General features: G+C 70.9%; 25 protein-coding genes and 1 pseudogene. 8 read left to right on the top strand and 18 right to left on the bottom strand.

Annotation, left to right across the window (positions count from 1 at the left end; translation table 11 throughout):
- Positions 1-94: 94 nt before the first annotated feature.
- A complete protein-coding gene (locus R0232_RS32665) occupies positions 95-1033 on the bottom strand; it encodes a LysR family transcriptional regulator (protein WP_208507714.1) in 939 nt (312 codons plus the stop codon).
- 112 nt (positions 1034-1145) lie between these two features.
- Here R0232_RS32665 and R0232_RS32660 point away from each other — a divergent pair, with 112 nt between their 5' ends.
- On the top strand, positions 1146-1913 hold the full coding sequence (locus R0232_RS32660) for an SDR family oxidoreductase (protein ID WP_431510719.1): 768 nt from the start codon (positions 1146-1148) through the stop codon (positions 1911-1913).
- A 9-nt stretch (positions 1914-1922) separates the two neighbouring features.
- Here the strand turns inward: R0232_RS32660 and R0232_RS32655 are convergent, their stop codons facing one another.
- From R0232_RS32655 to R0232_RS32640, 4 genes are all read right to left on the bottom strand, one after another.
- Positions 1923-2345, bottom strand: coding sequence for a MarR family winged helix-turn-helix transcriptional regulator (locus R0232_RS32655; protein ID WP_093351101.1), 423 nt, complete (start codon positions 2343-2345; stop codon positions 1923-1925).
- An 18-nt stretch (positions 2346-2363) separates the two neighbouring features.
- On the bottom strand, positions 2364-3344 hold the full coding sequence (locus tag R0232_RS32650) for an alpha-ketoacid dehydrogenase subunit beta (protein WP_431510718.1): 981 nt from the start codon (positions 3342-3344) through the stop codon (positions 2364-2366).
- On the bottom strand, positions 3335-4357 hold the full coding sequence (locus R0232_RS32645; protein WP_431510717.1) for a thiamine pyrophosphate-dependent dehydrogenase E1 component subunit alpha: 1023 nt from the start codon (positions 4355-4357) through the stop codon (positions 3335-3337). The genes R0232_RS32650 and R0232_RS32645 overlap by 10 nt, the downstream gene beginning before the upstream one ends.
- Before the next feature lie 101 nt (positions 4358-4458).
- Entirely contained in the window at positions 4459-5154 is a 696-nt protein-coding gene (locus tag R0232_RS32640; protein WP_431510716.1) for a GntR family transcriptional regulator, read from the bottom strand.
- Positions 5155-5333: 179 nt separating this feature from the next.
- Here R0232_RS32640 and R0232_RS32635 point away from each other — a divergent pair, with 179 nt between their 5' ends.
- From R0232_RS32635 to R0232_RS32625, 3 genes are read left to right on the top strand one after another with little or no spacing between them, the layout of a single operon-like run.
- Positions 5334-6137 (top strand): maleate cis-trans isomerase family protein, encoded by an 804-nt coding sequence (locus R0232_RS32635; RefSeq protein WP_093351091.1) that lies wholly within the window; start codon positions 5334-5336, stop codon positions 6135-6137.
- 43 nt (positions 6138-6180) lie between these two features.
- Positions 6181-7167, top strand: a complete 987-nt coding sequence (locus R0232_RS32630) for a tripartite tricarboxylate transporter substrate binding protein (RefSeq protein ID WP_431510715.1) — start codon at positions 6181-6183, stop codon at positions 7165-7167.
- Between the two features lie 5 nt (positions 7168-7172).
- Positions 7173-8267 (top strand): TRAP transporter substrate-binding protein, encoded by a 1095-nt coding sequence (locus R0232_RS32625; RefSeq protein ID WP_431510714.1) that lies wholly within the window; start codon positions 7173-7175, stop codon positions 8265-8267.
- Positions 8268-8277: 10 nt separating this feature from the next.
- Here the strand turns inward: R0232_RS32625 and R0232_RS32620 are convergent, their stop codons facing one another.
- Together R0232_RS32620 and R0232_RS32615 are read right to left on the bottom strand one after the other, a co-directional pair.
- The gene (locus R0232_RS32620; RefSeq protein ID WP_431510713.1) at positions 8278-9438 is read right to left on the bottom strand and encodes a branched-chain amino acid ABC transporter substrate-binding protein; all 1161 of its coding nucleotides are present in this window, start codon (positions 9436-9438) and stop codon (positions 8278-8280) included.
- Entirely contained in the window at positions 9435-10343 is a 909-nt protein-coding gene (locus tag R0232_RS32615) for a LysR family transcriptional regulator (protein ID WP_431510712.1), read from the bottom strand. Before R0232_RS32615 ends, R0232_RS32620 begins: the two co-directional genes overlap by 4 nt.
- Positions 10344-10447: 104 nt before the next feature.
- Here R0232_RS32615 and ggt point away from each other — a divergent pair, with 104 nt between their 5' ends.
- Entirely contained in the window at positions 10448-12250 is a 1803-nt protein-coding gene (gene ggt, locus R0232_RS32610; protein ID WP_431510711.1) for a gamma-glutamyltransferase, read from the top strand.
- A gap of 83 nt (positions 12251-12333) precedes the next feature.
- On the opposite strand, the gene fahA is transcribed toward ggt, so the two are convergent.
- From fahA to R0232_RS32580, 6 genes and pseudogenes are all read right to left on the bottom strand, one after another.
- Positions 12334-13602, bottom strand: coding sequence for a fumarylacetoacetase (fahA, locus tag R0232_RS32605; protein ID WP_431510710.1), 1269 nt, complete (start codon positions 13600-13602; stop codon positions 12334-12336).
- Between the two features lie 28 nt (positions 13603-13630).
- On the bottom strand, positions 13631-14605 hold the full coding sequence (locus tag R0232_RS32600) for a Bug family tripartite tricarboxylate transporter substrate binding protein (RefSeq protein WP_431510709.1): 975 nt from the start codon (positions 14603-14605) through the stop codon (positions 13631-13633).
- Positions 14602-15912: a homogentisate 1,2-dioxygenase gene (hmgA, locus tag R0232_RS32595; RefSeq protein ID WP_431510708.1), complete on the bottom strand. Its 1311-nt coding sequence runs from the start codon at positions 15910-15912 to the stop codon at positions 14602-14604. The genes R0232_RS32600 and hmgA overlap by 4 nt, the downstream gene beginning before the upstream one ends.
- Before the next feature lie 21 nt (positions 15913-15933).
- Positions 15934-16131: a DUF2783 domain-containing protein gene (locus R0232_RS32590; protein ID WP_057593179.1), complete on the bottom strand. Its 198-nt coding sequence runs from the start codon at positions 16129-16131 to the stop codon at positions 15934-15936.
- 25 nt (positions 16132-16156) lie between these two features.
- Positions 16157-17833 (bottom strand): FAD-dependent oxidoreductase, encoded by a 1677-nt coding sequence (locus tag R0232_RS32585; protein ID WP_431510707.1) that lies wholly within the window; start codon positions 17831-17833, stop codon positions 16157-16159.
- A 59-nt stretch (positions 17834-17892) separates the two neighbouring features.
- Positions 17893-18852, bottom strand: a pseudogene (locus tag R0232_RS32580) (MBL fold metallo-hydrolase).
- 132 nt (positions 18853-18984) lie between these two features.
- Here R0232_RS32580 and R0232_RS32575 point away from each other — a divergent pair.
- Genes R0232_RS32575 through R0232_RS32565 form a run of 3 tightly spaced genes read left to right on the top strand, consistent with a single transcriptional unit; the run spans position 18985 to position 22369 of the window.
- Positions 18985-19818 (top strand): IclR family transcriptional regulator, encoded by an 834-nt coding sequence (locus tag R0232_RS32575; RefSeq protein WP_057593182.1) that lies wholly within the window; start codon positions 18985-18987, stop codon positions 19816-19818.
- Positions 19815-21353, top strand: a complete 1539-nt coding sequence (locus tag R0232_RS32570; protein WP_431510706.1) for a serine hydrolase domain-containing protein — start codon at positions 19815-19817, stop codon at positions 21351-21353. Before R0232_RS32575 ends, R0232_RS32570 begins: the two co-directional genes overlap by 4 nt.
- Positions 21350-22369: a hypothetical protein gene (locus tag R0232_RS32565; RefSeq protein ID WP_431510705.1), complete on the top strand. Its 1020-nt coding sequence runs from the start codon at positions 21350-21352 to the stop codon at positions 22367-22369. The genes R0232_RS32570 and R0232_RS32565 overlap by 4 nt, the downstream gene beginning before the upstream one ends.
- Positions 22370-22383: 14 nt before the next feature.
- Here the strand turns inward: R0232_RS32565 and R0232_RS32560 are convergent, their stop codons facing one another.
- The 5 genes from R0232_RS32560 to R0232_RS32540 are packed head-to-tail and all read right to left on the bottom strand — an operon-like array spanning position 22384 to position 26355.
- Positions 22384-22605: a hypothetical protein gene (locus tag R0232_RS32560; protein ID WP_057593185.1), complete on the bottom strand. Its 222-nt coding sequence runs from the start codon at positions 22603-22605 to the stop codon at positions 22384-22386.
- A 55-nt stretch (positions 22606-22660) separates the two neighbouring features.
- Positions 22661-23323 carry an ABC-type transport auxiliary lipoprotein family protein gene (locus R0232_RS32555; protein ID WP_431510704.1) on the bottom strand — a complete coding sequence of 221 codons (663 nt, stop codon included), beginning with the start codon at positions 23321-23323 and terminating at the stop codon, positions 22661-22663.
- A gap of 33 nt (positions 23324-23356) precedes the next feature.
- The gene (locus tag R0232_RS32550; protein ID WP_431510703.1) at positions 23357-24328 is read right to left on the bottom strand and encodes an MlaD family protein; all 972 of its coding nucleotides are present in this window, start codon (positions 24326-24328) and stop codon (positions 23357-23359) included.
- A 3-nt stretch (positions 24329-24331) separates the two neighbouring features.
- Complete coding sequence (locus R0232_RS32545; protein ID WP_431510702.1) at positions 24332-25186, bottom strand: ABC transporter ATP-binding protein; 855 nt, start codon at positions 25184-25186, stop codon at positions 24332-24334.
- On the bottom strand, positions 25183-26355 hold the full coding sequence (locus tag R0232_RS32540) for an MlaE family ABC transporter permease (protein WP_431510701.1): 1173 nt from the start codon (positions 26353-26355) through the stop codon (positions 25183-25185). The genes R0232_RS32545 and R0232_RS32540 overlap by 4 nt, the downstream gene beginning before the upstream one ends.
- Positions 26356-26443: the final 88 nt, after the last annotated feature.

The following is a 26443-nucleotide window of genomic DNA, read 5'->3' as shown; positions in this document are numbered from 1 at the left end:
CCGTCGCGGGTGAAAACCCCGGGCGCGGCTCAATGGAGCACCTTCGTGCTTCGCACTGCGGTGCGAGCTTGCTTGGGGCGGCCCGGCGCGGCGCTCAGCCCACCTGCATGCGCTGCGCAAACCGCTCCTCACGGAACCGCTCGAGCACGAAGTCGACGAAGGCCCGCGTCTTCGGCGGCAGCAGCTTCTTGCTCGGGTAGTAGAGCCAGACCGCGCCCGCGTCGTGGTGCCACTCGGGCAGCAGCCGCAGCAGGCTGCCGTCGCGCAGTCCCTGTTCCACGAAGGGCATCGGCAGCATCGCCACGCCCAGCCCCATCAGCGCCGCCTGCGCGATGGCCTCGGGGTCGTTGAAGATCGCGCGCGGGCGCGGCAGCTCGACCGTGACCTCCGCCTCCTTCGCCGCGCCGCGCGCATGCCGCAGCGTCCAGCTGCGCAGCCGGCCCGTGGGCGAGGAGCGGCGCACCAGCGCGTCGAGCGCCGCCAGCTCCGACGGATGGCGCGGCATCCGCCGCTGCGCCATGTAGGCCGGCGCTGCCACCGCCACCACGTGAATGCGCGCCAGCTCGCGCGCCACCAGCCCGGCCGACAGCTCGAAGCCGCCGCCGATGGCCGCGTCGAAGCCCTCGCCGACGAGGTCGGCCTGCAGGTTGTCGAAATGCCAGTCCGGCACGATCGCCGGGTAGCGCGCGAGGAAGTCGCCCATCATCGGCAGCACGTGGGTGCGGCCGAAGGCCTGGCCCATGCTGACCTTGAGCGTGCCCGAGGGCTGGCCGTCGTCCTTGTCGATGCCGGCGACCGCCTCCTGCAGGGTCGCGAGCGCGCCGCCGATCTGCGCCAGGAAGCGCTCGCCGCCCTCGGTCAGCGTGAGCCGGCGCGTGCTGCGCTGGAACAGCCGCACGCCGAGCCGCGCCTCCAGCCGCGCCACGTTCTTGCTGACCGCGGCCGGCGTGAGCCCGAGGCGGCGCGCGGCGGCCGAGAAGCTGCCGCCCTCGGCGCTCTGCACGAAGGAAGCGAGATGGTTGAGCGGTTCCATCGCGCCATTTTCAACCAATGGTTGAATTTGATGGGACCGATTGATGGCTACCGCAAACGCAATCGAAGGCAGAGACTGGAGGCCTTCCAACACCACTCACCAGGAAAAAACCATGACCTCCACCACCACCTCCCCGACCCCCGTCCTCGCCGGCAAGGTCGCCTTCGTCACCGGCGGCTCGCGCGGCATCGGCGCGGCCATCGTGCGCCGCCTGGCGCGCGACGGCGCCGCCGTGGCCTTCAGCTACAGCAGCTCGCAGGCCGTCGCCGAGGAACTCGCGCGCAGCCTCGAGGCCGAGGGCGGCCGCGCGCTCGCGCTGCAGATCGACAGCGCCGATGCCGAGGCGCTCAAGGCCGGCATCGACCAGGCGGCGCGCCACTTCGGCGGCCGCATCGACATCCTGGTCAACAGCGCCGGCGTGCTGCACCTGGGCCCGGTCGACCAGCTCACGCTGGCCGATTTCGACCGCACCATCGCCGTCAACGTGCGCGCCGTGTTCGTCGCCATCCAGGCCGCGCTGGCGCACATGGGCAGCGGCGGGCGCATCGTCAACATCGGCAGCACCAACGCCGAGCGCATGCCCTTCGCGGGCGGCAGCATCTACGCCATGAGCAAGTCGGCGCTCACCGGCCTGGTGCAGGGCCTGGCGCGCGACCTCGGCCCGCGCGGCATCACGGTCAACAACGTGCAGCCCGGCCCGGTCGATACCGACATGAACCCGGCCAACGGCCCGATGGCCGCGACCATGCACAGCTTCATGGCGCTCGACCGCCACGGCCACGCCGACGAGATCGCGGGCATGGTGGCCTACCTCGCGAGCCCCGAGGCCGCGTTCGTGACCGGCGCGGGGCTCAACATCGACGGCGGTTTCGCGGCCTGAGCCGGGCCCTCAGTCGGCGCGCTGCACGGCCTCGGTGAGCCGGTCCAGCGTCGCGCCCAGCCGTGCCAGTTCCGCGGCGTCGATGCCGGCGAACAGCGCGGCCTCGCGCTCGCGCCCGAGCGCGCCCACCGTCTCGTGCAGCGCCTTGCCGGCGGCCGTGAGGTGCAGCCGGCTGCGGCGCTGGTCGGTCGGATCCTCGCGGCACTGCACGCGCCGGTGGCGCTTCAGGCCGGCCAGAGCGCGGCTCACCGCCATCTTGTCGAGACCCGTCTGGTCGGCCACCTGCGAGGCGGTGAGCCCGGGCTGCGCGCCCAGCACCGCCATCGTGCGCCACTCGTTGAGCGTGAGCTGGTGCTCGCGGCCCACGCGTTCGTGGAAGGGCCGCGCCGTCAGGTTGACCACGCGCACCAGCTTGAAGAACAGCGGGTCCATGGGTGCGCGGGGCGCGTGTCAGCCCGCCAGCTTCTTCGCCGCCGCGACGATGGCGTCCACGCCCACGCGCGACTGCGCCTCGAGCACCGGCGCATAGCCGACCGGGATGCGCGGCGCACCGAGCCGCGCGATGCGGCAGCCCGTGGCCTCGGCCGCGCTGGCCGCGATCTCGGCGCCGAAGCCCGCGGCCTGCACCGCCTCGTGCGCCACCAGCAGCCGGCCGGTGCGCACGCACGATTCGAACACCGTCTCGCGGTCCCAGGGCCACAGCGTGCGCAGGTCGATCAGGTCGACCGCGATGCCCTCGGCCGCGAGCCGCTCGCAGGCCTCGGCGCAGACCTGCGCCTGCCGGCTCCAGCTCACCATCGTGAGCGCGTCGCCCTGGCGCAGGCGCGCCGCCTTGCCCAGCGGCACCGCCAGCGTCTCGTCGACCGGGCCGCGCGCCCCCCACAGCGTCTTGTGCTCGATGTAGACCACCGGGTCGCCGCACTGCAGCGCCGCGCGCAGCAGCGAGTGATTGTCCTGCGGCGTCGACGGGCTCACCACCACCACGCCGGGCAGGTGCGCGAACCAGGCCTCGAGCGACTGCGAATGCTGCGCCGCCGAGGCGTCCCAGATGCCGCCCGGCATGCGCGCCACCAGCGGCACGCGGCCCTGGCCGCCGAACATGAAGCGGTTCTTGGCGGCCTGGTTCACCAGTTCGTCCATGCCGCACAGCGCGAAGTCGACCACGCGCATCTCGACCACCGGCCGCAGGCCCGCGAGCGCCATGCCCACGCCCGCGCCCATGATCGCGGCCTCGCTGATCGGCGTGTCGATCACGCGCCGCTCGCCGAAGCGCTGCTGCAGCCCCTTGTACTGGCCGAAGATGCCGCCGCGGCCCACGTCCTCGCCGAGCACGACCACGCGCGCATCGGCCTCCATCTCGCGCGCGATGGCGCGCACGGCGGCTTCGGCATAGCTGAGTTCTTCCACGGTGTTCGCTGCGTTCAGTGCCATTGCCCGGCTCCCGTGGTCTGCACGTCGGTGAAGGCGGCGCCGGCCTCGGGCCAGGGTGCCGCGTCGGCGGTGGCCAGGGCGGCCTCGACCTCGGCCGTGGCCGCGTTCTCGATCGCATCGAGCGCCGCCGCCTCGAGCCCGGCTTCCAGCAGCCGGCCGCGCGCGCGGGCCAGCGGATCGGTCTCGAGCGCCGCCGCCAGTTCGGCCGGATCGCGGTAGGCCGCGAGGTCGACCGACACGTGGCCCTTCACGCGGTAGGTCAGCGCATGCAGCAATCGCGGTCCGCCGCCGCTGCGCACCTCGGCCACCAGCCGCGCCGCGGCCGCGTGCACCGCGAACACGTCGTTGCCGTCGACCTGCGTGGCCGCGATGCCCAGCGATTCGGCACGCGCCGAGGCGCCTTCGCCCGCGGTCATCGGGCCGCTCGCGGTGGTCGCGCTCCAGCGGTTGTCCTCGCAGACGAACAGCACCGGCAGCTCGTACACGCGGGCCCAGTTCAGCGCCTCGAGGAAGGGTCCGCGGTTGATCGCGCCGTCGCCGAAGAAGCAGACCGTGAGGGCGTCGCCCTGGCCCAGCACCTTCTGCGCATGCGCCGCGCCCACCGCGATCGGCAGCCCGGCCGCCACCACGCCATTGGCGCCCAGCATGCCGACCGAGAAATCGGCGATGTGCATCGAGCCGCCCTTGCCGCCGTTGAAGCCCGTGGCCTTGCCGAACAGCTCGCACATCATGCGTGCGAGGTCGGCGCCCTTGGCCAGCGTGTGGCCGTGGCCGCGGTGGGTGGACGTGAGGTAGTCGCTCGTGCGCAGGTGCGCGCAGACGCCGGCCGGCACCGCTTCCTGCCCGGTCGACAGGTGCAGCGGCCCGCGCACCTTGGCCGCGCCGCCGGCCTGCTGCCCATAGGCGCTCACGCCGCCCTGGCTGGCCGTCTCGGCCGCGTTCTCGAACGCGCGGATGCGCACCATGGTGCGGTACAGCGCCTCGGCGGCGCCGCTGGGGATGTCCAGGTCCATCTTGTCTCCGACGCCTGTGGAATGGGCGTTTGCGGAAAAATCGTATCAAGCGTGACGGACTGGGGGCAGGGGGCTTTCCCCGGGGAGGCGGTGCTGCGCGTTCAGGCCGCCTTGCGCCGCGATCCACTCGCAGCCTGCGCCGCGGTCGCCTCCGCGGTGGCCTTCATCCCCTCGAGGATCGCCTCGCACTTGTGCTTCAGGTGCGTCTTGAGGATGCCCGACAGCGAGGCCGCGTCGCGCCGCGCCAGCGCGTTGAGCATGCCCTCGTGTTCCGCCATCGCGCGCGACCAGATCTCGGGCGTCATCGGCGAGTTGAAGCGGATGCGCCGGATGCGCGCGTTGATCAGCGCGTACTGGTCGAGCAGCACCGGGTTGCGCGTGGCCTGCACGATGGTCTCGTGGATGCCGCGGTTCAGCGCGTAGTAGCTCGCCATGTCGCGCGCCGCGAAGGCGCTGCGCATGCGCTCGTGCAGCGCGGTGATCTCCGCGAGCTGCGCGTCGGTGACGCGCGCGGCCGCCTGCTCGCCGGCCAGCGCCTCGAGCGCGCCGGCCACCGCGAACAGCCCCTCCACCTCCTCGAGCGACAGCTCGCGCACGCGCGCGCCGCGGTTGGGCAGCAACTCGACGTGGCCTTCGGCGGCCAGCACCTTGAGCGCCTCGCGCAACGGCGTGCGCGAGATGCCGAAGCGCTCGCACAGCAGGGCTTCGGGCACCTTGCTGCCCGGCGGGAACTCGCCCTGCACGAACACCTCGCGCAGGTTTCCGAGCAGATCGTTGTGAACGAATTCTTTGGCCATGGGCAATTATGAATTCATTTTTCGATTAATTCGCCGATAAGAGCCCTCGAAAGAGAGAATTTTCGGCTATTTGAATTCAAAGTGTTGACCGAGCCGGCTGGCCTCCGCTACATTGAACGCATTCATTTGCAGCAATTGAACCCCCGAAACTCTCCCAATCCAGCTTCAAAAGGCAATTTATGAATGCATTCCAGCAAGGCATCGTCGAAATCGCAGGCTCGACCCATGACACCGATCGCTACACCAACGCCCTCGGCCCGCGCGGCGTGATCGGCGTGATGACGCCGGGACCGAACGTGAACGTCGAGAACGAGATGATGGACATGCGCCCGCGCGGCGTGATCAACGCCATCGACCGCTACTACGTGCCGAACCAGAAGATCGCGCAGGACGAGGACTGGTCGGTGATCATGCGCAACGTCACGGCCAACCTCGACGACTCGGTGCGCCGCCTGAAGGAAGCGCTGATCGACCACCTCGTGCTCGGCATGTCCTCGCAGAGCTACATGGGCGGCGAGAAGGGCAGCTTCGCGCTGCTCGAGCACCTCGAGAAGCTCTCGGGCGTGCCGGTGACCATGGGCGCGCAGTCGGCCGAGCAGGCCTTCAAGCTCTGCGGCGCGAAGCGCATCGCGCTGCTCACGCCCTACTACCCGGTGATCGAGACCAACGCCATCAGCTACTTCACGTCGCGCGGCTTCGAGGTGGTGCACGTCGAGGGACTCAAGTGCAAGAGCATCATCCACGTCGCCTCGCAGACCTACGAGCAGCTCGCCGAGGCCACCCTGCGCTGCGAGGCCGCCAAGCCCGACGCGATCCTGCAGCTGGGCACCAACCTGGCCTATGCGCGCGTGGCCAACGATGCCGAGAAGTGGCTCAGGAAGCCGGTCTTCGCCTCGGGCCCGGTGATCTATTGGTCGGCGCTGCGCAGGATGGGCATCAAGGACCAGTTCCCGGGCTTCGGCAGCCTGACGGAATTCCACTGAGTCCGGCGCGCGCGCACAGACGCACAGAACGAAGGAGACAAGCATGACGACGAGACAACGCATGCGCGCGGCCGGCGCCGCGCTCGCAGCCTGGGCGCTGCTCGGGCTGCTGCCCGCGGCGGCCGAGGAGCACTGGCCGGCCAAGCCGGTCACGCTGCTGGTGGGCTTCGCGCCCGGCGGCGGCACCGACCTGATCGCGCGCCAGGTCGCGCCGCGCCTGTCCGAGCTGCTGAAGCAGCCGGTGATCGTCGAGAACCGCGCCGGCGCCAGCGGCACCATCGCGACCGCCGCCGCGGCACGCGCGCGGCCCGACGGCTACACGCTGCTGCTGGGCCACGTGAGCTCGAACGCGATGGTGCCGGCGATCATGCCGAAGCTGCCCTACGCGGCGGCGCGCGACTTCACCGCCATCACGCTGATCGGCAGCGTGCCGCAGGTGGTGACCGTGCCCGCGAGCCTGCCCGTGAAGACGCTGCAGGAATTCATCGCCTTCGCGAAGACCAAGCCGGGCGGCATCAACTACGCCTCCTCGGGCGCGGGCACGCAGCAGCACTTCGCGGCCGAGCTGTTCCAGCAGGCCACGCGGACCACCATGACGCACGTGCCCTACAAGGGCAGCGGCGCGGCGCTGGCCGACCTGATCGCGGGCCAGGTCGACGTGAACTTCGACACCGTGCCCACCGTGCTGCAGCAGGTGAAGGCCGGCAAGCTGCGCGCGCTCGCCGTCACCTCGCGCCAGCGCGCGGCCAGCCTGCCCGAGGTGCCGACGGTGATCGAGGCCGGCGTGCCCGACTACGAGATCGGCGCCTGGTACATGCTGATGGGCCCGGCCGGCCTGCCCAAGCCGGTGGTCGATGCGCTCGCCGATGCGATGAACCGCACGCTGCAGTCGCCCGAGGTGCGCGACAAGCTCGCGGCGCTGGGCACCGACGTCGCGGGCGGCACGCCGGCCCAGGCGCAGGACTACCTGAAGGCCGAGATCGCGCGCTGGAGCAAGCTGGCCGCGGACAAACGCATCGTTGCGGAGTGACGGCCATGCCCGGGAACTTCGCTCTCCTGCGCCGCGGCTTGGCCGCGCTCCTGCTGCCGTGCGCGCTCGCGCTGTCGCTCGCCGGCTGCGCGGCACCGGCCGCCGCGCCACCGGGCACGCAGCCCATCGTGTGGCGCATGGGCACCTCGTGGCCCACCAGCCTGCCGCTGCTGCACGAAGCCGCGCTCGATTTCGCCGACACCGTGAACGCCGCCTCGGGCGGGCGCCTGCGCATCGAGACCATCGATCCCGCGCGCCATGGCAAGCCCGCGGGCCTGCTGCAGGCGCTGCGCGGCGGCGAGTTCGACCTCGTGCACACCACGGCGCAGTACTACGCCGCCGAAGTACCCGCGATCGACTTCTTCACCGCCGTGCCCTTCGGCCTCTTGCCGGTCGAGCAGGAAGGCTGGCTCAACGAGGGCGGTGGCCAGGCGCTGTTCGAGGCGGTGCTGGCGCCGCTGGACGTGCTGCCGCTGACGGCGGGCCACACCGGCATCCAGATGGGCGGCTGGTTCGCGAAGCCGCTGCGCACGCCCGAGGACCTGCGCGGCGTGCGCGTGCGCATCGCGGGCTTTCCGGGTCGCGTGCTGGCGCGCGTGGGCGCGGTTCCGGTGAACCTGCCGCTGGGGCAGATCGTGCCGGCCTTCGCCGAGGGCCGCATCGACGCGGCCGACGTGGTCGGCCCCGCGATCGACGCGACGCTGCCGCTCGCGCGCTATGCGCCGCACTACGTCGCGCCCTGGCACGAGCCCGACGTGGCGATGCACCTGTTCATCGGCCGCGCGAAGTTCCTCGCGCTCCCGGCCGACCTGCAGCAGATCGTGCGGCAGTCGGCGCAGGCCGCGGCGCTGCGCTCGATCGCGCGCGCCAACGACCGCAACGCGGTGGCGATGCGCGAACTCGAGGCGCGCGGCACGCGCATCGAGGCGCTGCCGCCGGCCGTCGTCGAGGCCCTGCGCGAGGCCACGCGCGTGGAGCTCGATGCCAGCGCGCGCGCCGACGCCGATGCGCGCCGCGTGATCCAGAGCCTGCTGGCGTACAAGGCGCGCGTGGCGCCCTACAGCCTGCAGGCCGACCAGGCCGTGTTCAAGGTGCGTTGAGCCCACCCGCTCAGGGCATCTGGATCGTCGCCAGGTGCGCGCGCACGCCGCGCCTGAAGGTGTAGAGCGCCAGCTGCGGATGCAGCAGGTCGCCCTTGGCATCGAAGGAGATCCTGCCCGTGAGCCCGGCGTAGTCGCGCGTGCGCGCCAGGAAGGGCAGGTAGGTCTCGGGGTTCGCGGAATCGGCGCGGCGCATCGCATCCGCGAGCACCTTCACCGCATCGTAGGAATAGAGCGAGACCAGCTCCGGGTCCATGTCGAAGCGCTGGCGGTAGGCCTTCCTGAAGTCGCGCAGCCGGCCTTCGCGGTCGTCCTCGATCTCGCCCGAGGCCGCGCAGAACACCTGGTCGTCGCGCGCCGCGCCACCGGCCAGGCGCAGCAGTTCGTTGTCGCAGATGCCGTCGCCGCCGAGCACGCTGGCGCCGAGGCCGAGCTGCTTCATCTGGCGCAGCATCGGGCCGGCCATCGCGTACATGCCGCCGATGAAGATCGCATCGGGCTGCTGCGCCTTGATCGCCGTGAGGATGGCCGAGAAGTCGCTGCTCTTGTCGCTCGCGTGCTCGCGGCCGACGATGGTGCCGCCCGCGCGCACGGCGGCCTTGGCGAACTCCTCGGCGATGCCGTGGCCGTAGGAACTGCGGTCGTCGACGATCGCGAAGCGCTTCATGCGCAACTGCCGCACCGCATGGGTGGCGATGGCGTCGCCGATGCTGGCGTCGCCCGCAACGATGCGGAAGGTGGTCTTGAAGCCCTGGTCGGTGTACTTGGGCGCCGTGACCGAAGGCGAGACCTGCGGAATGCCCGCCTCGCTGTAGAGCCGCGAGGCGGGAATGGCCGAGCCCGAGGTCTGGTGGCCGACCACGCCGTTGACCTTGGCGTCCACGAGTTTCTGCGCGGCCGCCGTGCCCTGCTTCGGGTCGCCCGCATCGTCCTCGGCCATCAGCTCGAAGCGCGCGCGCTGCCCGCCGATGCGCAACTGCTGCCGATTGAGTTCGTCCACGGCCAGTTGCCCGCCCTTCTGGTTGGCCTTGCCCGAGACGGCCAGCGCGCCGCTCATGGGCGCGACCAGGCCGATGCGGATGGTCTGCTCCTGCGCGAGCGCGCCGAAGGTGAGACCGGCCAGCGCGCTCGTCAGCACGCGCTTCGCGATGCGTGATGAAGACGGCGTCATGGGGCCTCCCGCGCTTCGAACCAGTGGGCCGCGAAATCGCGCACCACCTGCACCAGCTTCTGTTCGCCCTTGCTGGCCAGGCGCACGAGCGCGACCGGGATCGACACCTCGAGCTGCGACTCGACCGTGATGCGCCGCAACCGGCCCGCGGCGATCTGCTCGCCGGCGGCCGCCAGCGCGCCGAAGAAGATCGCGTCGGAGCGCGCCGTCGCGGCGATCAGGGGCTCGAGTTCCTCCGACTCCACGGTGGTCGAGTGGCGCACGTCGTCGGTCAGGCCGTAGTGCTCCTTCGTCAGCGTGGCCACCTCGTCCGACACGTCGGTGCTGAGGATCGGGAACTGCAGCAGGTCCTGCATCGTGACCGCCGCGCGCGTGGCCAGCGGATGGCCGACGCGGCAGATGGCGCCGCCCGCGAGGCCGCCCATGCGCTCGACCACGAGCTCGTCGGACAGCACCAGCGAGCGCGCGTCGATGAGGATCGCGTCGATCGAGCGGTCGCGCAAGGCGCTCATGAGGAAGCGCGCCGTGCCGCGGCGCACCAGCAGCTTCATGCGCGGATGCGTCTCGAGCACGTGGGTGATGAAGTCCGCGCTCATGCAGGCGCCGGGACCGGCGCCGAAGCCCACGCGCAGCGTGCCTTCGAGCACGGCCTCGTCCCGCACGCCGACCGAGAGGTTGTCGACATCGACCAGCAGCCGGCGCGCGCGCTCGACCACCAGCGAACCCGCGGCGGTGGTCGTGCAGCGCCGCCCGAGCCGCTCGATCAGCGGCGCGCCGAGTTCCATCTCGAGCGACTGGATGCTCTTGCTCAGTGCCGATTGCGTGAGATGCAGGTTGGCGGCCGCGCGGCTGAAGGAGCCGGTCATCGCCAATTCGATCAGGTGCGCCAGCTTTCTTGTCTCCATGAGGATCCGGAATAGGTAACTCGAAAATCTTTCGTTAGACGCTGGCTGGACCGGGCACTACAGTCCGCCCCCGGGAGTGCGCACCCCCAAAAAGCCTGGCGAGCATGCCAGAGATTCACAACTTGAGGAGACTCACAGTGCCCTTCACGCACGCCACGTCGCGCCGCGCATTTCATTCCCTGATCCTGTTCGCCACCATCGGTATTTCCGCTTGCGGCGGTGGTGGATCGGGCACTGCCTTCGCACCCATCGTTCCTCCCGCGTCGCCTCCGGCCGAGAGCACCACGCTCAACGCCGGGGCGGTCGCATCGCCCGACCAGTTCGGCGCGGCCGCCGCCAAGCAGATCCTCGACGCGGGCGGCAATGCCGTCGATGCCGGTGTCGCCACGGCCTTCGCCCTCGCCGTGACCCTGCCCGAGGCGGGCAACCTCGGCGGCGGCGGCTTCATGACGACCTGGATGAACGGCAAGCCCTACTTCCTCGACTTCCGCGAGAAGGCACCGGGCGCGGCCACGCCCACCATGTACCTCGACAAGAACGGCGACGTGATCCCGGGCCTGAGCCTCGACGGCTCGCTGGCCGCGGGCGTGCCGGGCTCGGTCGCGGGCATGTGGACCGCGCACCAGCGCTTCGGCAAGCTGAGTTGGGCGCAGGTGCTGGCACCGGCCATCGCCTATGCGCGCAATGGCTTCGTCGCGTACTCGACGGCCGAGATGACCACCGTCAACAGCCGCTCGAACTTCAACAAGTACTTCGGCGGCAAGATGATCAAAGGGCAGCTGTTCAAGCAGTCCGAGCTGGCCGACACGCTGCAGCGCATCAGCGACAACGGCGGCAGCGAGTTCTACACCGGCAAGACGGCCGACCTGCTGGTGGCCGAGATGGGACGCACCGGCGGCCTCATCAGCAAGAACGACCTGAAGAACTACCAGGCGGTGTGGCGCGAGCCCGTCTCCATCGACTGGAACGGCCACACGGTCTACACCGCGCCGCCGCCGAGCTCGGGTGGCTTCGGCATCGGGCAGCTGCTCAAGATGAAGAAGGACCTCGAGCCGCAGTTCGCCAAGGCACCGCTCAACTCGGCGCAGTACGTGCACCTGACGGCGGAGATGGAGAAGCGCGTGTTCGCGGACCGCGCGCAGTACCTCGGCGACTCGGACTTCTACCAGGTGCCGATGCTCAAGCTGCTGGCCGACGACTACCTGAAGGGCCGCGCGGCCGAGGCCAACCCCGCCACGCCGACGCCGCTGGCCAAGGTGAAGCCCGGCCTCGGCACCGACCCCGTGCCGCCGGTCAGCACCGGCGAGAAGCCGCAGACCACGCACTTCTCGGTGGTCGACAAGTGGGGCAACGCACTGGCCATCACCTACACGCTCAACGGCGGCTTCGGCAGCGGCATCGTGGTCGAGGGCGCGGGCTTCCTGCTCAACAACGAGATGGACGACTTCTCCGCCAAGCCCGGCGTGCCGAACCAGTTCGGCGTGGTCGGCGGCGACGTCAACTCGATCCAGCCCAACAAGCGCCCGCTGTCGTCGATGAGCCCGACCATCGCGGTGAAGGACGGCAAGCTCGCGCTGGTGCTCGGCACGCCCGGCGGCTCGCGCATCTTCACGGCGGTCTACCAGGTGCTGGTCAACGTGCTCGACTACAAGTTGCCGCTCGACCAGGCTCAGGCGCAACCGCGCTTCCACCACCAGCTGCTGCCCGACAACGTCATCTACTACGAGGCCGAGCGCTTCCCCGCGGCCACGGCCGACAACCTGCGCGCACGCGGCTGGACCATGCAGGACGGACTGGCCGGCGGCCAGAACATCCAGGCGATCCAGGTGGTGGGCAATGCGCCGGTGCCGGTGTCCGACCCGCGCAATCCCGATGGCCTCGCGCTCGTGATCGCGCCGAAGCCCTGAGGCCCTGACGTGAAAAAGGCGGTGAAGGCGTTGCCGCCTCCACCGCCTTCATCGCCTTGCGGATGGCGAACGCCGGTGTGGCGTCAGACCACCGTGCCGCTGACCTCGCCGAGCCCGATGCGCACCGCGCCCGCGCGCTCGCACCAGCCGCGCATCACCAGCGTGTCGCCGTTCTCGAGGAAGGTGCGCTTCTCTCCGTTGGGCAAGGTCACCGCCTGCTTGCCGCCGAGCGTGAGCTCCATCAGCGAACCGGCCTGGTCGGGCTTCGGGCCCGAGAGCGTGCCCGAGCCCAGCAGGTCGCCGGGCTGCAGGTTGCAGCCGTTCACCGTGTGGTGCGTCACCAGCTGCGCCGCGGTCCAGTAGGCGGCCTCGGTGGTGTTGCCGAGCGTGAGGCGCACCGGCGCCTCGCCGGCTTCGCGCATCTTCGCGGTCTGCAGCAGCACCTCGAGCGTGATGTCGAGCGCGCCGGCGGCGCGGTTCGACGGCGCGTCGAGATAGGGCAGCGGCTGCGGATCGCCCTCGGGCCGCTCGAACTTCGCGCGGAAGGGCGCGAGCGCTTCCATGGTCACGATCCACGGCGACAGCGTGCTCGCGAAGTTCTTCGCGAGGAAGGGGCCGAGCGGCTGGTACTCCCAGGCCTGCAGGTCGCGCGCCGACCAGTCGTTGAGCAGCGTCACGCCGAACAGGTGCTCCTCGGCCTCGCCGATGGCGATCGGCTCGCCGAGCGCATTGCCGCGGCCGATGAGGAAGCCGAGCTCGAGTTCGTAGTCCAGGCGCTTCGACGGGCCGAAGCTGGGCTCGGCGGCATCGGGGGCCTTGGTCTGGCCCTGCGGGCGCTTGAAGACCTGGCCGCTCACGCCGATCGACGAGGCGCGGCCGTGGTAGCCGATCGGCACCCACTTGTAGTTGGGCATCAGCGGCTGGTCGGGACGGAACAGCTTGCCGATGGTGGTCGCATGGTGGATGCCGGTGTAGAAGTCGGTGTAGTCGCCGATGCGGCAGGGCACGGTCATCTCGGCCTGCGCCTGCGCGACGAGCGCCTTCGTCCAGGCGGCCTGCTTGTCGCTGCCTTCGGCGAGGCCGGCCGAGAGCGCGGCGCGCAGCGCCTGGCGCTCCTTGGTGCCCGCGGCCATCAGCGCGTTCATGTCGTCGCTGTCGACCAGGCCGGCGGCGCGCAGGTCGAGCACCTGGTCGCCGATGGCGACGCCGATGCGGAAGGCCTCGGTGCTGCCGGCGGCGCGGAAGCGGCCGAAGGGCAGGTTCTGGATCGGGAAGTCGCTGCCGGCTTCATTGGCCGAGGCAACCCAGCTGCGCAGCTTCGGGTCGTGGGTGGCGTTCAGTGCGGTGGTCATGGATGTGTCTTTCGTTGCGGTGTTCGGTTCACTCGGCCGTCATGCCGGCCTTCTTCGCCACCTCGCCGAGCCGCTGGTACTCGGTCTGCGTGAGCGTGGCCAGTTCCTGCGCGCTCGAGCCGCGCGGCGAGAAGCCGGCCTGCGCCAGCTTGGCCTTCACGTCGGGCTGCGCGAGCGCCTCCACGAAGGCCTCGTTGAGCGCCTTCACGATCGGCGCCGGCAGGTTGGCGGGGCCGTAGACGCCGAACCAGGGCTCGAGCGCATAGCCCTTGAGGCCGGCCTCGGCGATGGTCGGCACCTCGGGCAGCGAGGGCGAGCGCGTGGGCCCGGCGACGGCCAGCGCGCGCAGCTTGCCGGCCTGGATGTGCGGCAGCGAGGCCGGCAGGTTGTCGAACATCAGGCCGATGTTGTTGCCCAGCATGTCGGTGATGGCCGGGCCGCTGCCCTTGTAGGCCACGTGGGTCAGCTCGGTGCCGGTCATCTGCGCGAACATCACGCCGGCCAGGTTCATCGAGGTGCCCGCGCCCGCGGTGGCGTAGGGCATGCCGGGGGTCTTCTTCGCGGCCGCGATCAGGTCGGCCACCGACTTGATCGGCGAGGCCGCCGGCACTTCGAGCACGATGGTCGAGGTGCCCAGCAGGCTGATGGCGGTGAAGTCCTTGCGCGGATCGAAGGCCATCGACTTGTAGATGTGCGGGTTCAGCGCATTGGTCGAGATGGCGCCGAAGCCGATGGTGTAGCCGTCGGGCGCGGCCTTGGCCACGGCGTCCATGCCGATGTTGCCGCCCGCGCCGCCGCGGTTGTCGATCAGCACCGGCTGGCCCAGCTTCTCCGACACCTTCTGGCCCACGGTGCGCGCCACCAGGTCGGTGGTGCCGCCCGGGGTGTAGGGCACGATGAAGCGGATCGGCTTGGCGGGGAAGTCCGCGGCCTGCGAGAACAAAGGCGCGGCGAGCAGCGCGAGGACCGCGGCGCGGCGCGTCAGGGCGAAGACGGGGCTCATGGCTTGAACTGGTCCTTGAGGCCGGCCCAGCAGTCGGCGTAGTCGGTGTCGAGCGCCTGGCTCTGCAGCGCGAAGCGGGTGGGGATGAAACGGTAGCGGCTCTCGAACATGAAGGCCAGCGTGTTGTCGAGCTTGTGCGGCTTGAGGTCGGCGTGGGTGGCCTTGTCGAAGGCTTCCTCGTCGGGGCCGTGCGGCACCATGCTGTTGTGCAGGCTCGCGCCGCCGGGCTTGAAGCCGCCGGGCTTGGCGTCGTACTCGCCGAGCACCAGGCCCATGAACTCGCTCATCAGGTTGCGGTGGAACCACGGCGGACGGAAGGTGTTCTCCATCACCATCCAGCGCGGCGGGAAGATCACGAAGTCGCAGTTGGCGGTGCCGGGCGTGTCGCTGGGCGAGGTCAGCACGGTGAAGATCGAGGGATCGGGATGGTCGAAGCTGATCGAGCCGATCACCATGAAGTGCGCGGTGTCGTACTTCACGGGCGCGAGGTTGCCGTGCCAGGCGACCACGTTGAAGGGCGTCTGCTTCATCGGCGCGTGCCAGAAGCGGCCGCCGAACTTCTTGACGATCTCGTAGCCGCCGTCTTCCGCTTCGAAGGCCGCCACCGGCGCCTGGAAGTCGCGCGCGTTGGCCAGGCCGTTCGAGCCGATCGGGCCGAGCTCGGGCAGGCGGAAGTGCGCGCCGTAGTTCTCGCAGACGTAGCCGCGCGAGAGACCGTCGGGCAGCGCCACCTTGAAGGCCATGCCGCGCGGCAGCAGCGCGATCTCGCCGGGCTTCACCTCGAGCACGCCGAGCTCGGTGGTGATGACCAGCCGGCCCTGCTGCGGCACCACCAGCATCTCGCCGTCGGCGTTGACGAAGGCGCGCTTGTCCATCGAGCGGCCCGCCAGGTACATCAGCGAGCCGATGCCGACCTGCGACTCGGCATCGCCGTTGGCCGCGATGGTGTGCATGCCGTCGACGAAGTCATGTTCCCCCGCGCCGTCCAGCGGCTGCGGATGCCAGCGCAGCGGCTCGGGCGGCAGCGCGATCTCGCGGTCGGCGCCGGTGGTCCAGTGCGCCTGCGCATAGGGCTGGTAGCGGCCCGACACCACCGAGGGCTGGCGGCGGTAGAGCCAGGTGCGGCGGTTCTCGTGGCGCGGCGCGGTGAAGGCGGTGCCCGAGAGCAGCTCGGTGTAGAGGTCGAAGGGCCCGCGCTGCGGGTTGTTGCGGCCCTGCGGCAGCGCGCCGGGCACGGCCTCGGACGCGTATTCGTTGCCGAAGCCGCTCTGGTAGCGGCGCTCGGTGGCGGGAGTTGCGGCGGTCATGGTGTCCTCACTGGATGGTGTTCATTTCGCGGCCGCGAGCGCTTCGCGCAGCACGGGCAGCGAGCCGATGTGGTTGGCCAGCAGCAGCACGAGGCGCGCGTTGTACGCATGGCTCTCCTCGGTGCTCAGGCCCTGGTGCGCCTCGATCAGCGCTTCGTAGAAATCGTCGGGCGCCTCGAGGTGCGCGTCGGTGATCAGCGTGGGGGTGGATGCGGTCATGGGCAATGTCTCGCTGCGTGTCGTCTCAGGCGCGGGCCAGCGCGCGGTCGAAGGCCGCGCGGATCTGTGCGGGCGACGGTGCGCGCCAGCGCGCGCTCACATGTTGGTCGGGACGCAGCAGGTAGACGGTGCCGGGCCGCGCATCGTAGCGCCGCACGGCCAGTTCGCTCGCCGCGCCCGCGGGCACGCGCACCGTGCGTAGCGGCAGGCCCGCGGCGTCGATGGCGCGCAGGCTCTGCGCGACCGCCGCGTCGTCGGCATCGCCGAACACCAGCGCCGTGAAGCCGTGCGTGCGGCCGAGCTCGCGCAGCAGCCAGCCGCTGCCGCCCTCGGCGAGCGCCACCGGCGCGTCGGCCGCGGCCGCGCCCGGCACCATCGCGCCCGCGAAGCCGTCGCCGTGTGCGTCGGGCGTGTTGAGCGGCGAACCGCGCAGCACCGAGGGCACCGACAGCCGGCCGCTGTTGACCAGCGTGCGCGCGAAGGCGTGCTGCCGCGTCAGCGCCAGCACCGCGTCGCGGAACAGCCGGCTGACCTCGCTCTTGGGCGTGATGAAGTCGGTGGCGCGGGTTGAGTTGCGGATGTTCTCGTCGGCCGCGTACTCGCGCTCGCCGGCATAGCTGTCGAGCAGCGCATCGGGCGCCTCGCCGCGCACCACGGCGGCCAGCTTCCAGGCCAGGTTGTCGGCGTCCTGCACGCCCGAGTTGGCGCCGCGCGCGCCGAACGGCGACACGCCGTGCGCCGAGTCGCCCGCGAACAGCACGCGGCCGTGGCGGAAGCTGTCCATGCGCTGGCAGGCGAAGGTGTAGACGCTGGCCCAGCCGATCTCGAACTGCACGCCCGCGTGGCCGATGCTGTCGAGCAGCGCGCGCACGCGCGGCACGATGCGCTCGGGCTTGCGCTCCTCCACCGGGTCGGCCTCCCAGCCGAGCTGGAAGTCGATGCGCCACATGCCGTCGGCCTGCTTGTGCAGCAGCACGCTCTGGCCCGGATGGAAGGGCGGGTCGAACCAGAAGCGGCGCTCGGTCGGCAGTTGCGCGTCCATCGTGATGTCGGCGATCAGGAAGCGGTCGCGGAACACGCGGCCCTTCGATTCCTGGCCCAGCAGCTGGCGCAGGTTCGAGCGCGAGCCGTCGCAGGCGCTCACGTAGTCGGCGGCCAGGCGGTACTCGCCCTCGGGCGTCTCCACGGTCAGCGTCGCGCCATCTGCGTCCTGCGCGATGCCGGTGACCTTGTTGTTCCAGCGGATGTCGATCAGCGGCAGCTGGGCCGCGCGTTCGGCCAGGTAGCCCTCGACGTAGTACTGCTGCAGGTTGATGAAGGCCGGGCGCTCGTGGCCGGGCTCGGGCAGCAGGTCGAAGCGGTAGACCTGCTCGTCGTGGAAGTAGACCTTGCCGATGTTCCACGACACGCCCTTGTCGACCATGCGGTCGCCGCAGCCCAGCCGGTCGAAGACCTCGAGCGTGCGCTTGGCGAAGCAGATCGCGCGCGATCCGGTCGACAGCGTGTTGTCGTTGTCGAGCAGCACCACCGGCACCTGGCGCAGCGCGAGGTCGATGGCCAGCGCCAGGCCCACGGGGCCGGCGCCGACCACCACCACCGGGTGGCGCGCGGGCGGGGCCGCGTCCTGGTCGGGGTGGCGGCGGTAGTCGAAGCGCAGGCTCTGGTAGTCGACCTGCGCGGCTTCGGTGGCGAGTGCGTTCACGTCCGTTGTCTCCGTCTCTTCTGTCCTGCCGCTCCCTCGGCGGGGAGGGAGCGCCCGTCTCAGCCTTCGAGCGCCTTCCACATCTCCACGTCGCGCTCGGCCGTCCACACGCGCGGGTCGACGTGGCCCGAGGCCTCGTCGTAGGCGCGGCTCACGTCGAAGGGCATGCAGTGGTCGAAGATCACCCACTGGCTGTACTTGGGCTTGAGCTTCTCGTAGGTGTCCTTGTAGACCGCGTTCAGGTCGCGCCCGGCCTTCACGCCTTCCTGCACGCTGGCGTAGACGTCGGCGATGAAGTCGCGCGTGCCCGTCAGGCCCTCGGCCACGGCCTCGGGCGTGGTCAGCGCGGCGCCGCGGCCCGGCACCAGCGCGGCGGGCTTGAGGGCGGCGACGTTGTCCAGCGTCTGCGGCCAGTCCTTGAAGTAGGCGTCGCCCGCGTACGGCGTGGCGCCGAACTCGACCAGGTCGCCCGAGAGCAGCGCGCGTTCCTGCGGCAGCCAGACCACGGTGTCGCCCTTGGTGTGGCCGCGGCCGAGCTGCAGCAGCTGCACCTCGAGCTTGCCGAGCCACAGGGTCATCTTGCCGGTGAAGGTCATGGTGGGCCAGGTCAGGCCCGGCGGCACGGTCTCGACGTTCTGGAACAGGCGCGGGAAGCGGCCGATCTCGCTGGCCTTGTCCTGCTCGCCGCGCTCGACGATCAGGTCGCGCGTGTCCTGGCTGGCCAGGATGTGCTCGGCACCGTAGCCGGCCGCGCCCAGCACGCGCACCGCGTGGTAGTGCGTGAGCACCACGTACTTGATCGGCTTGTCGGTCACTTCGCGGATGCGGCGCACCACGTCGGCCGCCATCGCGGGCGTGGCCTGGGTGTCGGCCACCAGCACGCAGTCGTCGCCGATCACGATGCCGGTGTTCGGGTCGCCCTCGGCGGTGTAGGCCTAGGCGTGTTCCGAGATCTGGCTGAAGGTGACCTTCTTCTCTTCCATGTCGGCCTGGCTGGCGAATTTCTTGGCTTGGCTCATCGTGTGTCTCCGGTGGAGTGTTTGGGGGGTGGGGTGGCGGGTGGTTGAAATTCGTTTAGGGCGAACGAATTTGCAGTTAACGAATTTGCACGAGTGTAAGCCGCGAATCGCTTCATGTCTAATCCCCACTCCATGAACGAAGCACAACCTGACGCCGACCGCGCCCAGCGCGGCATCCAGAGCATCGAGGTCGGCGGCCAGCTGCTGCGCGCGCTGGTGCACCACGGCCGGCCGATGGCGCTCAAGGACCTGGCGCGCGAGGCCGACATGACGCCCGCCAAGGCCCATCCCTACATGGTGAGCTTCGGCCGGCTGGGGCTGATCGAGCAGGACCGCGCGAGCGGCCACTATCTGCTCGGCCCGCTGGCGCTGCAACTGGGCCTGATCAGCCTGCAGCAGGCCGACCCGGTGCACATCGCCACCCCGGCCATCGCCCAGCTCGCGCAGCAGACCGGCCACACCATCGCGCTGGCGGTCTGGGGCGCGCGCGGCGCGACCATCGTGCGCACGGCCGAATCGCCCTCGCCGGTGCACGTCAACATGCGCCATGGCACGGTGTTCTCGCTGACCAACACGGCCTCGGGCCGGGTGTTCGCGGCCTACCTCGATGCCGAGCGCGTGCGCGAACTGCTCGAGGCCGAGCGCCTGCGCCAGAAGCAGCGCAAGGCCGAGCCCGCGCCGCCGGCCGGCATGCCGCCGGTGCAGCCGCTGCCCTCGTGGGCCGATTTCGAGCGCCAGCTGCAGGAGGTGCGCGCGCACGGCATCAGCCGTTCCGACGGCGAGGTGATCGAGGGCGTGAGCGCCATGGCCGCGCCGGTGTTCGACCACACGGGCGCGATCGTGCTCGCGATCACCGCCATCGGCCCGGCCGGCATCTTCGACACGACCTGGGACGGCGCCATCGGCACCGCGCTCAAGGGCTGCGCCGACGCGGTGTCGCAACGGCTGGGGGCGAGCCGCCGATGAACGCCTCGCACGCCATGGCCGCGGGCCTCCAGGCCCTCTCGCTGTCCGTCTCCCTCGCCTTCGCCGGCGGTGCCGCCGCGGCCGACGACGGCCCCTGGCCCACCGCCGGCTGGACCGTCGCCACGCCCGCCTCGCAGGGCATGGACCCGGCCGAGCTCGCGCGGCTGGTCGAGCTCGGCGCCACCCACCAGCTCGACAGCCTGCTGGTGGTGCGCCACGGCCGCATCGTGGTGGAGGCCTACTACGCGCCGTTCCGCCCCGGCCTGCGCCACGCGGTCAACTCGGTCACCAAGGCCGTGGTCGGCACGCTCGCGGGCATCGCGATCGAGGACGGCCGGCTGCGCCTCGACGACCCGGTGTTCGACAACGCCACCGATCCCCAGCGCGGCGCGGTCACGGTCGCGCACCTGCTCGACATGACATCGGGCATCGACTGGACCGAGCCGCTCAACGACCGCGGCAAGCCGGTCTCGCTGATCGAGATGGAGCGTGCGCGCGACTGGGCCGCCTACGTGCGCGGCCGCCCGATGGCGCAGGCGCCCGGCGCCGGCTTCAACTACAACAGCGGCAACTCGCAGCTGCTGTCGGCCCTGCTCGCGCGGCGCACCGGCGGCGACCTGCAGGCCTATGCCACCGAGCGCCTGTTCAAGCCGCTGGGCATCGCCGACCTGCGCTGGCGCCAGGACCCGCAGGGCGTGCCCGTCGGCGGCTTCGGCCTGGCGCTGCAGCCGCGCGACATGGCGAAGATCGGCCAGCTCTACCTGCGCGGCGGCCGCTGGGAAGACCGCCAGCTCGTGCCGGCCGCCTGGGTCGCGAAGAACCTCGCGGCCACGGTCGAGATGAAGGACCTCGGCACGCCGGGCTTCTTCTATGCCAACGGCTGGTGGACCCTGCCCGCGCGCCGCGTCTACATGGCCATGGGCCACAACGGCCAGGGCATCGTGGTGCTGCCCGAGGCCGACGCGGTGGCGGTGTTCACGAGCACACGCGCGGCGCCGGTGCCGCTCTTGATCGAGCGCATCCTGCGGTCGGTCAAGGCCGGCGGCGCCGTCGCCGACGATGCCGCGGCCCAGGCCGCGCTCGAGGCCGCGGTGGCGAAGGCCACGGCCGAGAAGCCCTCCGAGGTCGGCCCGGTGCCCGACGCGGCGCAGCGCCTCGCGGGCCGCACCTGGCGCTTCGGCACCAATCCGATCGGGCTGCGCAGCCTGCGGCTCGAGCTCGATCCCGCGAACCCGCGCTACGAGGTCGTGACCGCCGCGCGCCGCCCCGGCGGCGCCGACGAGCGCTTCACCGCGCCGATCGGCCTCGACGGCCTGTTCCGCACCAGCCCCGCGGGCGGCCCGATGCCGGTGGTCGCCACCCGGGGCCGCTGGAGCGATGCGAGCAGCTTCGACGTGGAGGCACGCATCCTCGGCGAACCGCTGCGCACCCGCTACCTGCTGCGGCTGCGCGAAGATGGCGCCGAGGGCATCGACCTCGTCTTTTCCAACTCCTATGGCTTCCAGGCCGAGATGCGCGGGGAGACCGCGCCATGACAATGAACTCTTCCTTCGCCAGGCTGTGGCTCTGGATCTTCGGCATCGGCTACGCCGTGTTCGTCGGGCTGCTGCTGCAGACCCTCTTCACGCCCGCGCCCTATGGCGACCTCGCGCGCATCGGGCGCATCTCCGACCATGACTTCGGCTGGCGCATCGACCCGCCGCGGGTCGACCCGGCGCTGCTGCGCGGCGCGCCGGTCGCACAGGCCGACATCCTGGTCATCGGCGACAGCTTCTCGGCCACGCACCGCTGGCAGTCGCAGCTCGCCAAGGCCGGCTACAGCGTCGCCACCACCTACTGGCAGGACATCGACGAGACGCTGTGCGACGACTTCGACCACTGGCTCGAAGCCGGCGGCTTTCGCGGCAAGCTGGTGATCATCGAGAGCGTGGAGCGGATCGTCGATTTCCGCCTCGAGCGCTCGCGGGACTGCCGGCAGATGAAGAAGCCGCTGGTCGCCAAGCCCGAGGTGCCGTCGCCGCCGCTCGACCACGTGCCGGGCTTCGCGCTCAACTGGGAGGGCCAGATCTACGCCGGCTTCCTCACGCAGCGCTGCACGCGCGCGGCCATCGCCGGCAAGAAGCGCAGCGGCTGCGACCAGCAGACGCATGCGCGCGCCGTGGCCGACGGCTGCGCGCTGTTCAGCAACCGGCGCTGCGAGATGGCGCTGTTCCTGGCCCAGGACGAGGCCAGCCGCGAACTCACGGCCGCGCACGCGGCGCAGCTGCAGGCCTTCGGCCAGGCGCGCGGCACGGTGCCGATCCTCTGGATGATGGTGCCCGACAAGACCACCACCTACCTCAAGCCCGCGCATTCGCGGGACTTCGTGAAGGCCTTCGGCGACGCCGGGCTCGGTCCCGACCTGTTCGCGTTCGCGCAGCAGCAGAAGACCGCGATGCGCGACTTCTACATGCCCAACGACACCCACATCTCGATGCAGGGGCAACTGGTGCTGGGCGACCGCATGGTGCAGGCGGTGAAGGAGAAGCTGGCCGCGCCGCGCGGGGGCTGAGGCCGCGAGGCCGTTCAGCCCTTGCGGCCGCCGAACAGCACCAGCACCCCGCCCACCACGATCGCCGCGACACCGGCCCAGGCCGGGAAGTTCACGGTCTGCTTCTCTTTCACCGACAGCTCGATCGGCCCGAGCTTGGCCTGATGGGTCTCGCGCGTGAAGCTGAAGCCGCCGAGGCCCAGCCCGGCGATGCCGGCGACGATCAGGATGATGCCGACGATGCGGGTGGCGTTCATGGTGCGTGTCTCCGTCCGTGGGCCGATGCGGGGTGCCGCGGCTGGCGGCAGCTTACTACCGCGGCTGCTGCTGTTGCTGCTCGTCCACCCACTGCACGATCTCGGCGATCGCCGCGTCGCTGGCCGCGGCCAGCGCCTTCACGCCGCCCGGTGCGTCGGCGCTCGGCGCGGGCCGGCGCACGGTGATCAGCTTCTGGCCCATCACGCGGTCGCCGCCGGTGCCGCTGCGCACGAGCGTGACGCGCAGCCGCACCAGGCCCACGCTCGCGCCGGGCGAATCGAAGTAGTGGCTGAACTCGTCGAGCGACAGGCGCAGCGTATCGGGCACGCGGCCCTCGGCGCGCGCGATGGTCGCGCTCTCCTCGGGGCCCAGCACGGTGCGGCGCTCGGCCAGCGTGTCGCGCAGCCGCTGGCGCAGCAGCTGCGCGGGCGACAGGCTCCAGCGCGACTGGCCGTAGGGCTTGAGTTCGTTGGCGTCGGCATAGCCGAGCCGGTAGAGGATCTGCGTGCCGTCGAGCCGCGGATTGGCCTCGATCTCGGGCAGCGCGATCATGGCCTGCGCCGCCGGCGCACTGCTCGCCTGCTGCGCCGCCATCGGTCCGGGACCGAAGTCGTAGAGCGTGGCGCGCTGGGGCTTGTCGGGCAGCGCGCCGCAGCCGGCCAGCAGCAGCGCGAGGCCAAGGCAGAGAGCGAGAAGGGGATGCGTGGCGTTCTTCATGGTCGTTGTCCTGCCATCGTGGATGCCGGGGCCTCAGGGCTTGGCGCCGTTGCCCGAAGCGGGCGGCGGCGAAAAGCCCGGCTCGCCCGGTCCGGCCGCCGCGCCGCCGTTGCCGAACAGCAGCGATTGCGGGTTGTCGTTGATGCTGTCGGCCGCGCGGCCCAGCCGGCGCACCGCGTGCGAGGTGTCGTCGGCCACGCGGTTCACGCGCGGCAGCGTGGCGGCGTTGAAGGAATCGACCGCCTGCGCCAGCGCCTTGGTGCCGTCGCCCAGGCGCTGCACCGGGCCGTCGGGCGCATTGAGCCGGGTCACGGTGCCGTTGAAGTTGTTCGCCACGCGCGAGACGTCGCCCGCGGCCTTCTTCACCGAGTCGAGCGTGTCGGGCAGCCGCTGCAGCACGGGGGCGACGCCGGTCTTCACGGTGCCGTCGAGGCGCAGCATCAGTTGGTTGGCGCTCGAGGTCGCGGCCGCGATGTTCTCGAGCGCATCGGCCACGCGCTTCTGGTTGTCGTCGTTGAGCAGGCGGTTGGCGCGCTTGGTCACTTCCTCGACCTGGTTGATGATCGCCTCGCCGCGGTCCTGCAGCTGGGCCAGCATCGAGGGCTTGAGCGGGATGCGCGGCGGATCGCCGTTGTCGGGCTTGAGCGCCACGTTCGATTCGCCCTTGTCGTCCAGCGCGATGAAGGCCAGGCCGGTCACGCCCTGGTAGCTCAGCGTGGCGAAGCTCGAGGTGGTCAGCGGCACGCGCTCGTCGACCGTGATGCGCACGCGCACGTTGCCCTTCACCTTGGGGTCGAAGTCGATCAGCGTCACCTTGCCGACCGCGATGCCGCGGTAGCGCACCATCGCCTGCGGCTGCAGGCCGCTGACCGCGTCGCGCGTGGAGAGCTCGTAGATGTTGCGCACGGTGTTGTCGCGCGTGAACCAGACCACCAGCCCGACGAGCACGGCGAGCAGGCCGAGCACGAAGGCACCGGCGGCGAGGGCATGGGCTTTGTTTTCCATGGACTACCTTTCGGCGCCGCCGGCCTCGGGCCGCGGCGCATGTCGTTCGGGGGCGGGTCGGTCGTGCAGCGCCTCCAGGGCGCGTTGGCCGCGCCCACCGAGAAAGTACTCGTGGATGAAGGGATGCGGGTAGGCGATCACCTCGCGCGCGGTGCCGCTGGCGATGACCTTCTGGTCGGCCAGCACCGCGATGCGGGTGCTCAGGTCGAACAGCGTGTCGAGGTCGTGCGTGACCATCACCACCGTGAGGCCGAGCTCGCGGTGCAGCCCGCGCAGCAGGTCGCAGAAGCTGTCGGAGGCCTCGGGATCGAGGCCGGCCGTGGGTTCGTCGAGCAGCAGCAGCGGCGGGTCCATGATCAGCGCGCGCGCCAGCGCCACGCGCTTGATCATGCCGCCCGACAGGTCGGCCGGGCTGCGGTTCGCGTGGCGCGGCTCCAGGCCCACCATCTGCAGCTTGACCAGCGCCGCGTTGCGGATCAGCTCGTCGGGCAGGAGCTTGAGTTCGCGCAGCGGAAAGGCGATGTTCTCGAGCACGCTGAAGGCCGAGAACAGCGCGCCGTGCTGGAACAGCATGCCGACGTTGGCCGCGCCCGCCGCGCTGAGTTCGCCGGGCGCCTGGCCCAGCACCTCGACCGTGCCCTTCGAGGGCTTCTCGAGCCCGAGGATCTGGCGCAGCAGCACCGTCTTGCCGGTGCCCGAGCCGCCGACCAGCGACAGCACCTCGCCGCGCGCGATGCGCAGGTCGAGGTCGCGGTGCACCACCTGCTCGCCATCGGTGTTCTTGAACACGGTCCACAGCCGGCGGATATCGACCACGGTCTCGGACGCGGCGGGGGAGGGCGTGGCCTGCGTGTTCATCCGCGGAACCCGATGCCCTTGAACAGCACGGCGAACAGCGCGTCGACCAGGATCACCGCGGTGATCGAGGTCACGACCGACGAGGTGGTGCCGCGCCCCAGGCTCTCGGTGTTGGGCTTGACCTTCATGCCGAAGTAGCAGCCGATCAGCGCGATCAGGATGCCGAACACCGCCGACTTGGCGGTGGCCAGCCAGAGGTTGGCGATCGGCACCGCGCGCGGCAGCGCCGAGAGGAAATAGGCCGGCGAGATGTCCAGCGCCGCGTCGGCCGCGAGCATGCCGCCCAGGAGCGCCGCCATCGAGGTCCACAGGCTGATCAGCGGCATCGCGATGGCGAGCGCCAGCACGCGCGGCATCACCAGCCGGAAGCCGTGCGGGATGCCCATCACGCGCATCGCGTCGAGCTCCTCGGTCACGCGCATCACGCCGATCTGCGCCGTGATCGCCGAACCCGAGCGGCCCGCGATCAGCACCGCCGCCAGCACCGGCCCGAGCTCGCGCACCAGCGACAGGCCGAGGATGTTGACCACGAAGGTCTCGGCGCCGTACTGGCGCAGCTGCTGCGAGATCAGGTAGGCCAGCACCACGCCGATCAGCAGCCCGACCAGCGCCGTGATGTGCAGCGCCGTCGCGCCGAACTGGTAGAGATGGCCCGAGAAGTCGCGCCAGGGCCCGCGGTGCGGTGCCGCCAGCAGCCTGCCGACGTCGATCGTGAGCTGGCCGATCAGGCCGACGAAGTCGCGCGTCACGCCCATCGCGCGCGGGCCGTTGTGCGAGAAGTCGCGCAGCCGTTCGACCAGCGTCTTCGGCGGTTCCTCGGGCGTGCCGACGGTGTACTGCGCCACCTGGTCGAGCACCGCCTTGTGCTGCGGCGCCATCTCGAGCGTGGCCGGCCAGTCGTGGTGCCAGCGCTCCCACAGCAGCTGCGCGCCGATGTGGTCGAGCTGCGCGATCGGGCGCAGGTCCCAGGCCGCGTCGTCCTGCTTCGGCAGCGCGTCCAGGCTCTTCGCAAGCGCCTGCCAGTCGGAGGCCGAGGACATCGCCAGCGTGGTCCAGCGGCCGCTCGCCACGATCCAGCGCCGGCCGTCCTGTTCGCGCGACTCGATGCGGGGTCTCGCGGCGACGTCGGCTGCAGCGGGGCTGTCGGCAGGCGGCGTGGTGGAGGGCATGGTCCGGGGGAGCGGGTGGGAAGAGGAGGAGGAAGGGCGAGCGGGACGAACCAAAGGTTTCAAAATGCAGCGCGCATCGTAACCGTAG

This window comes from Variovorax sp. DAIF25 (assembly GCF_050711835.1).
Lineage (GTDB): Bacteria > Pseudomonadota > Gammaproteobacteria > Burkholderiales > Burkholderiaceae_C > Variovorax.
The sequence above is the reverse complement of the archived record's forward strand: the minus strand, read 5'-3'. Positions and strand labels throughout refer to the sequence as shown.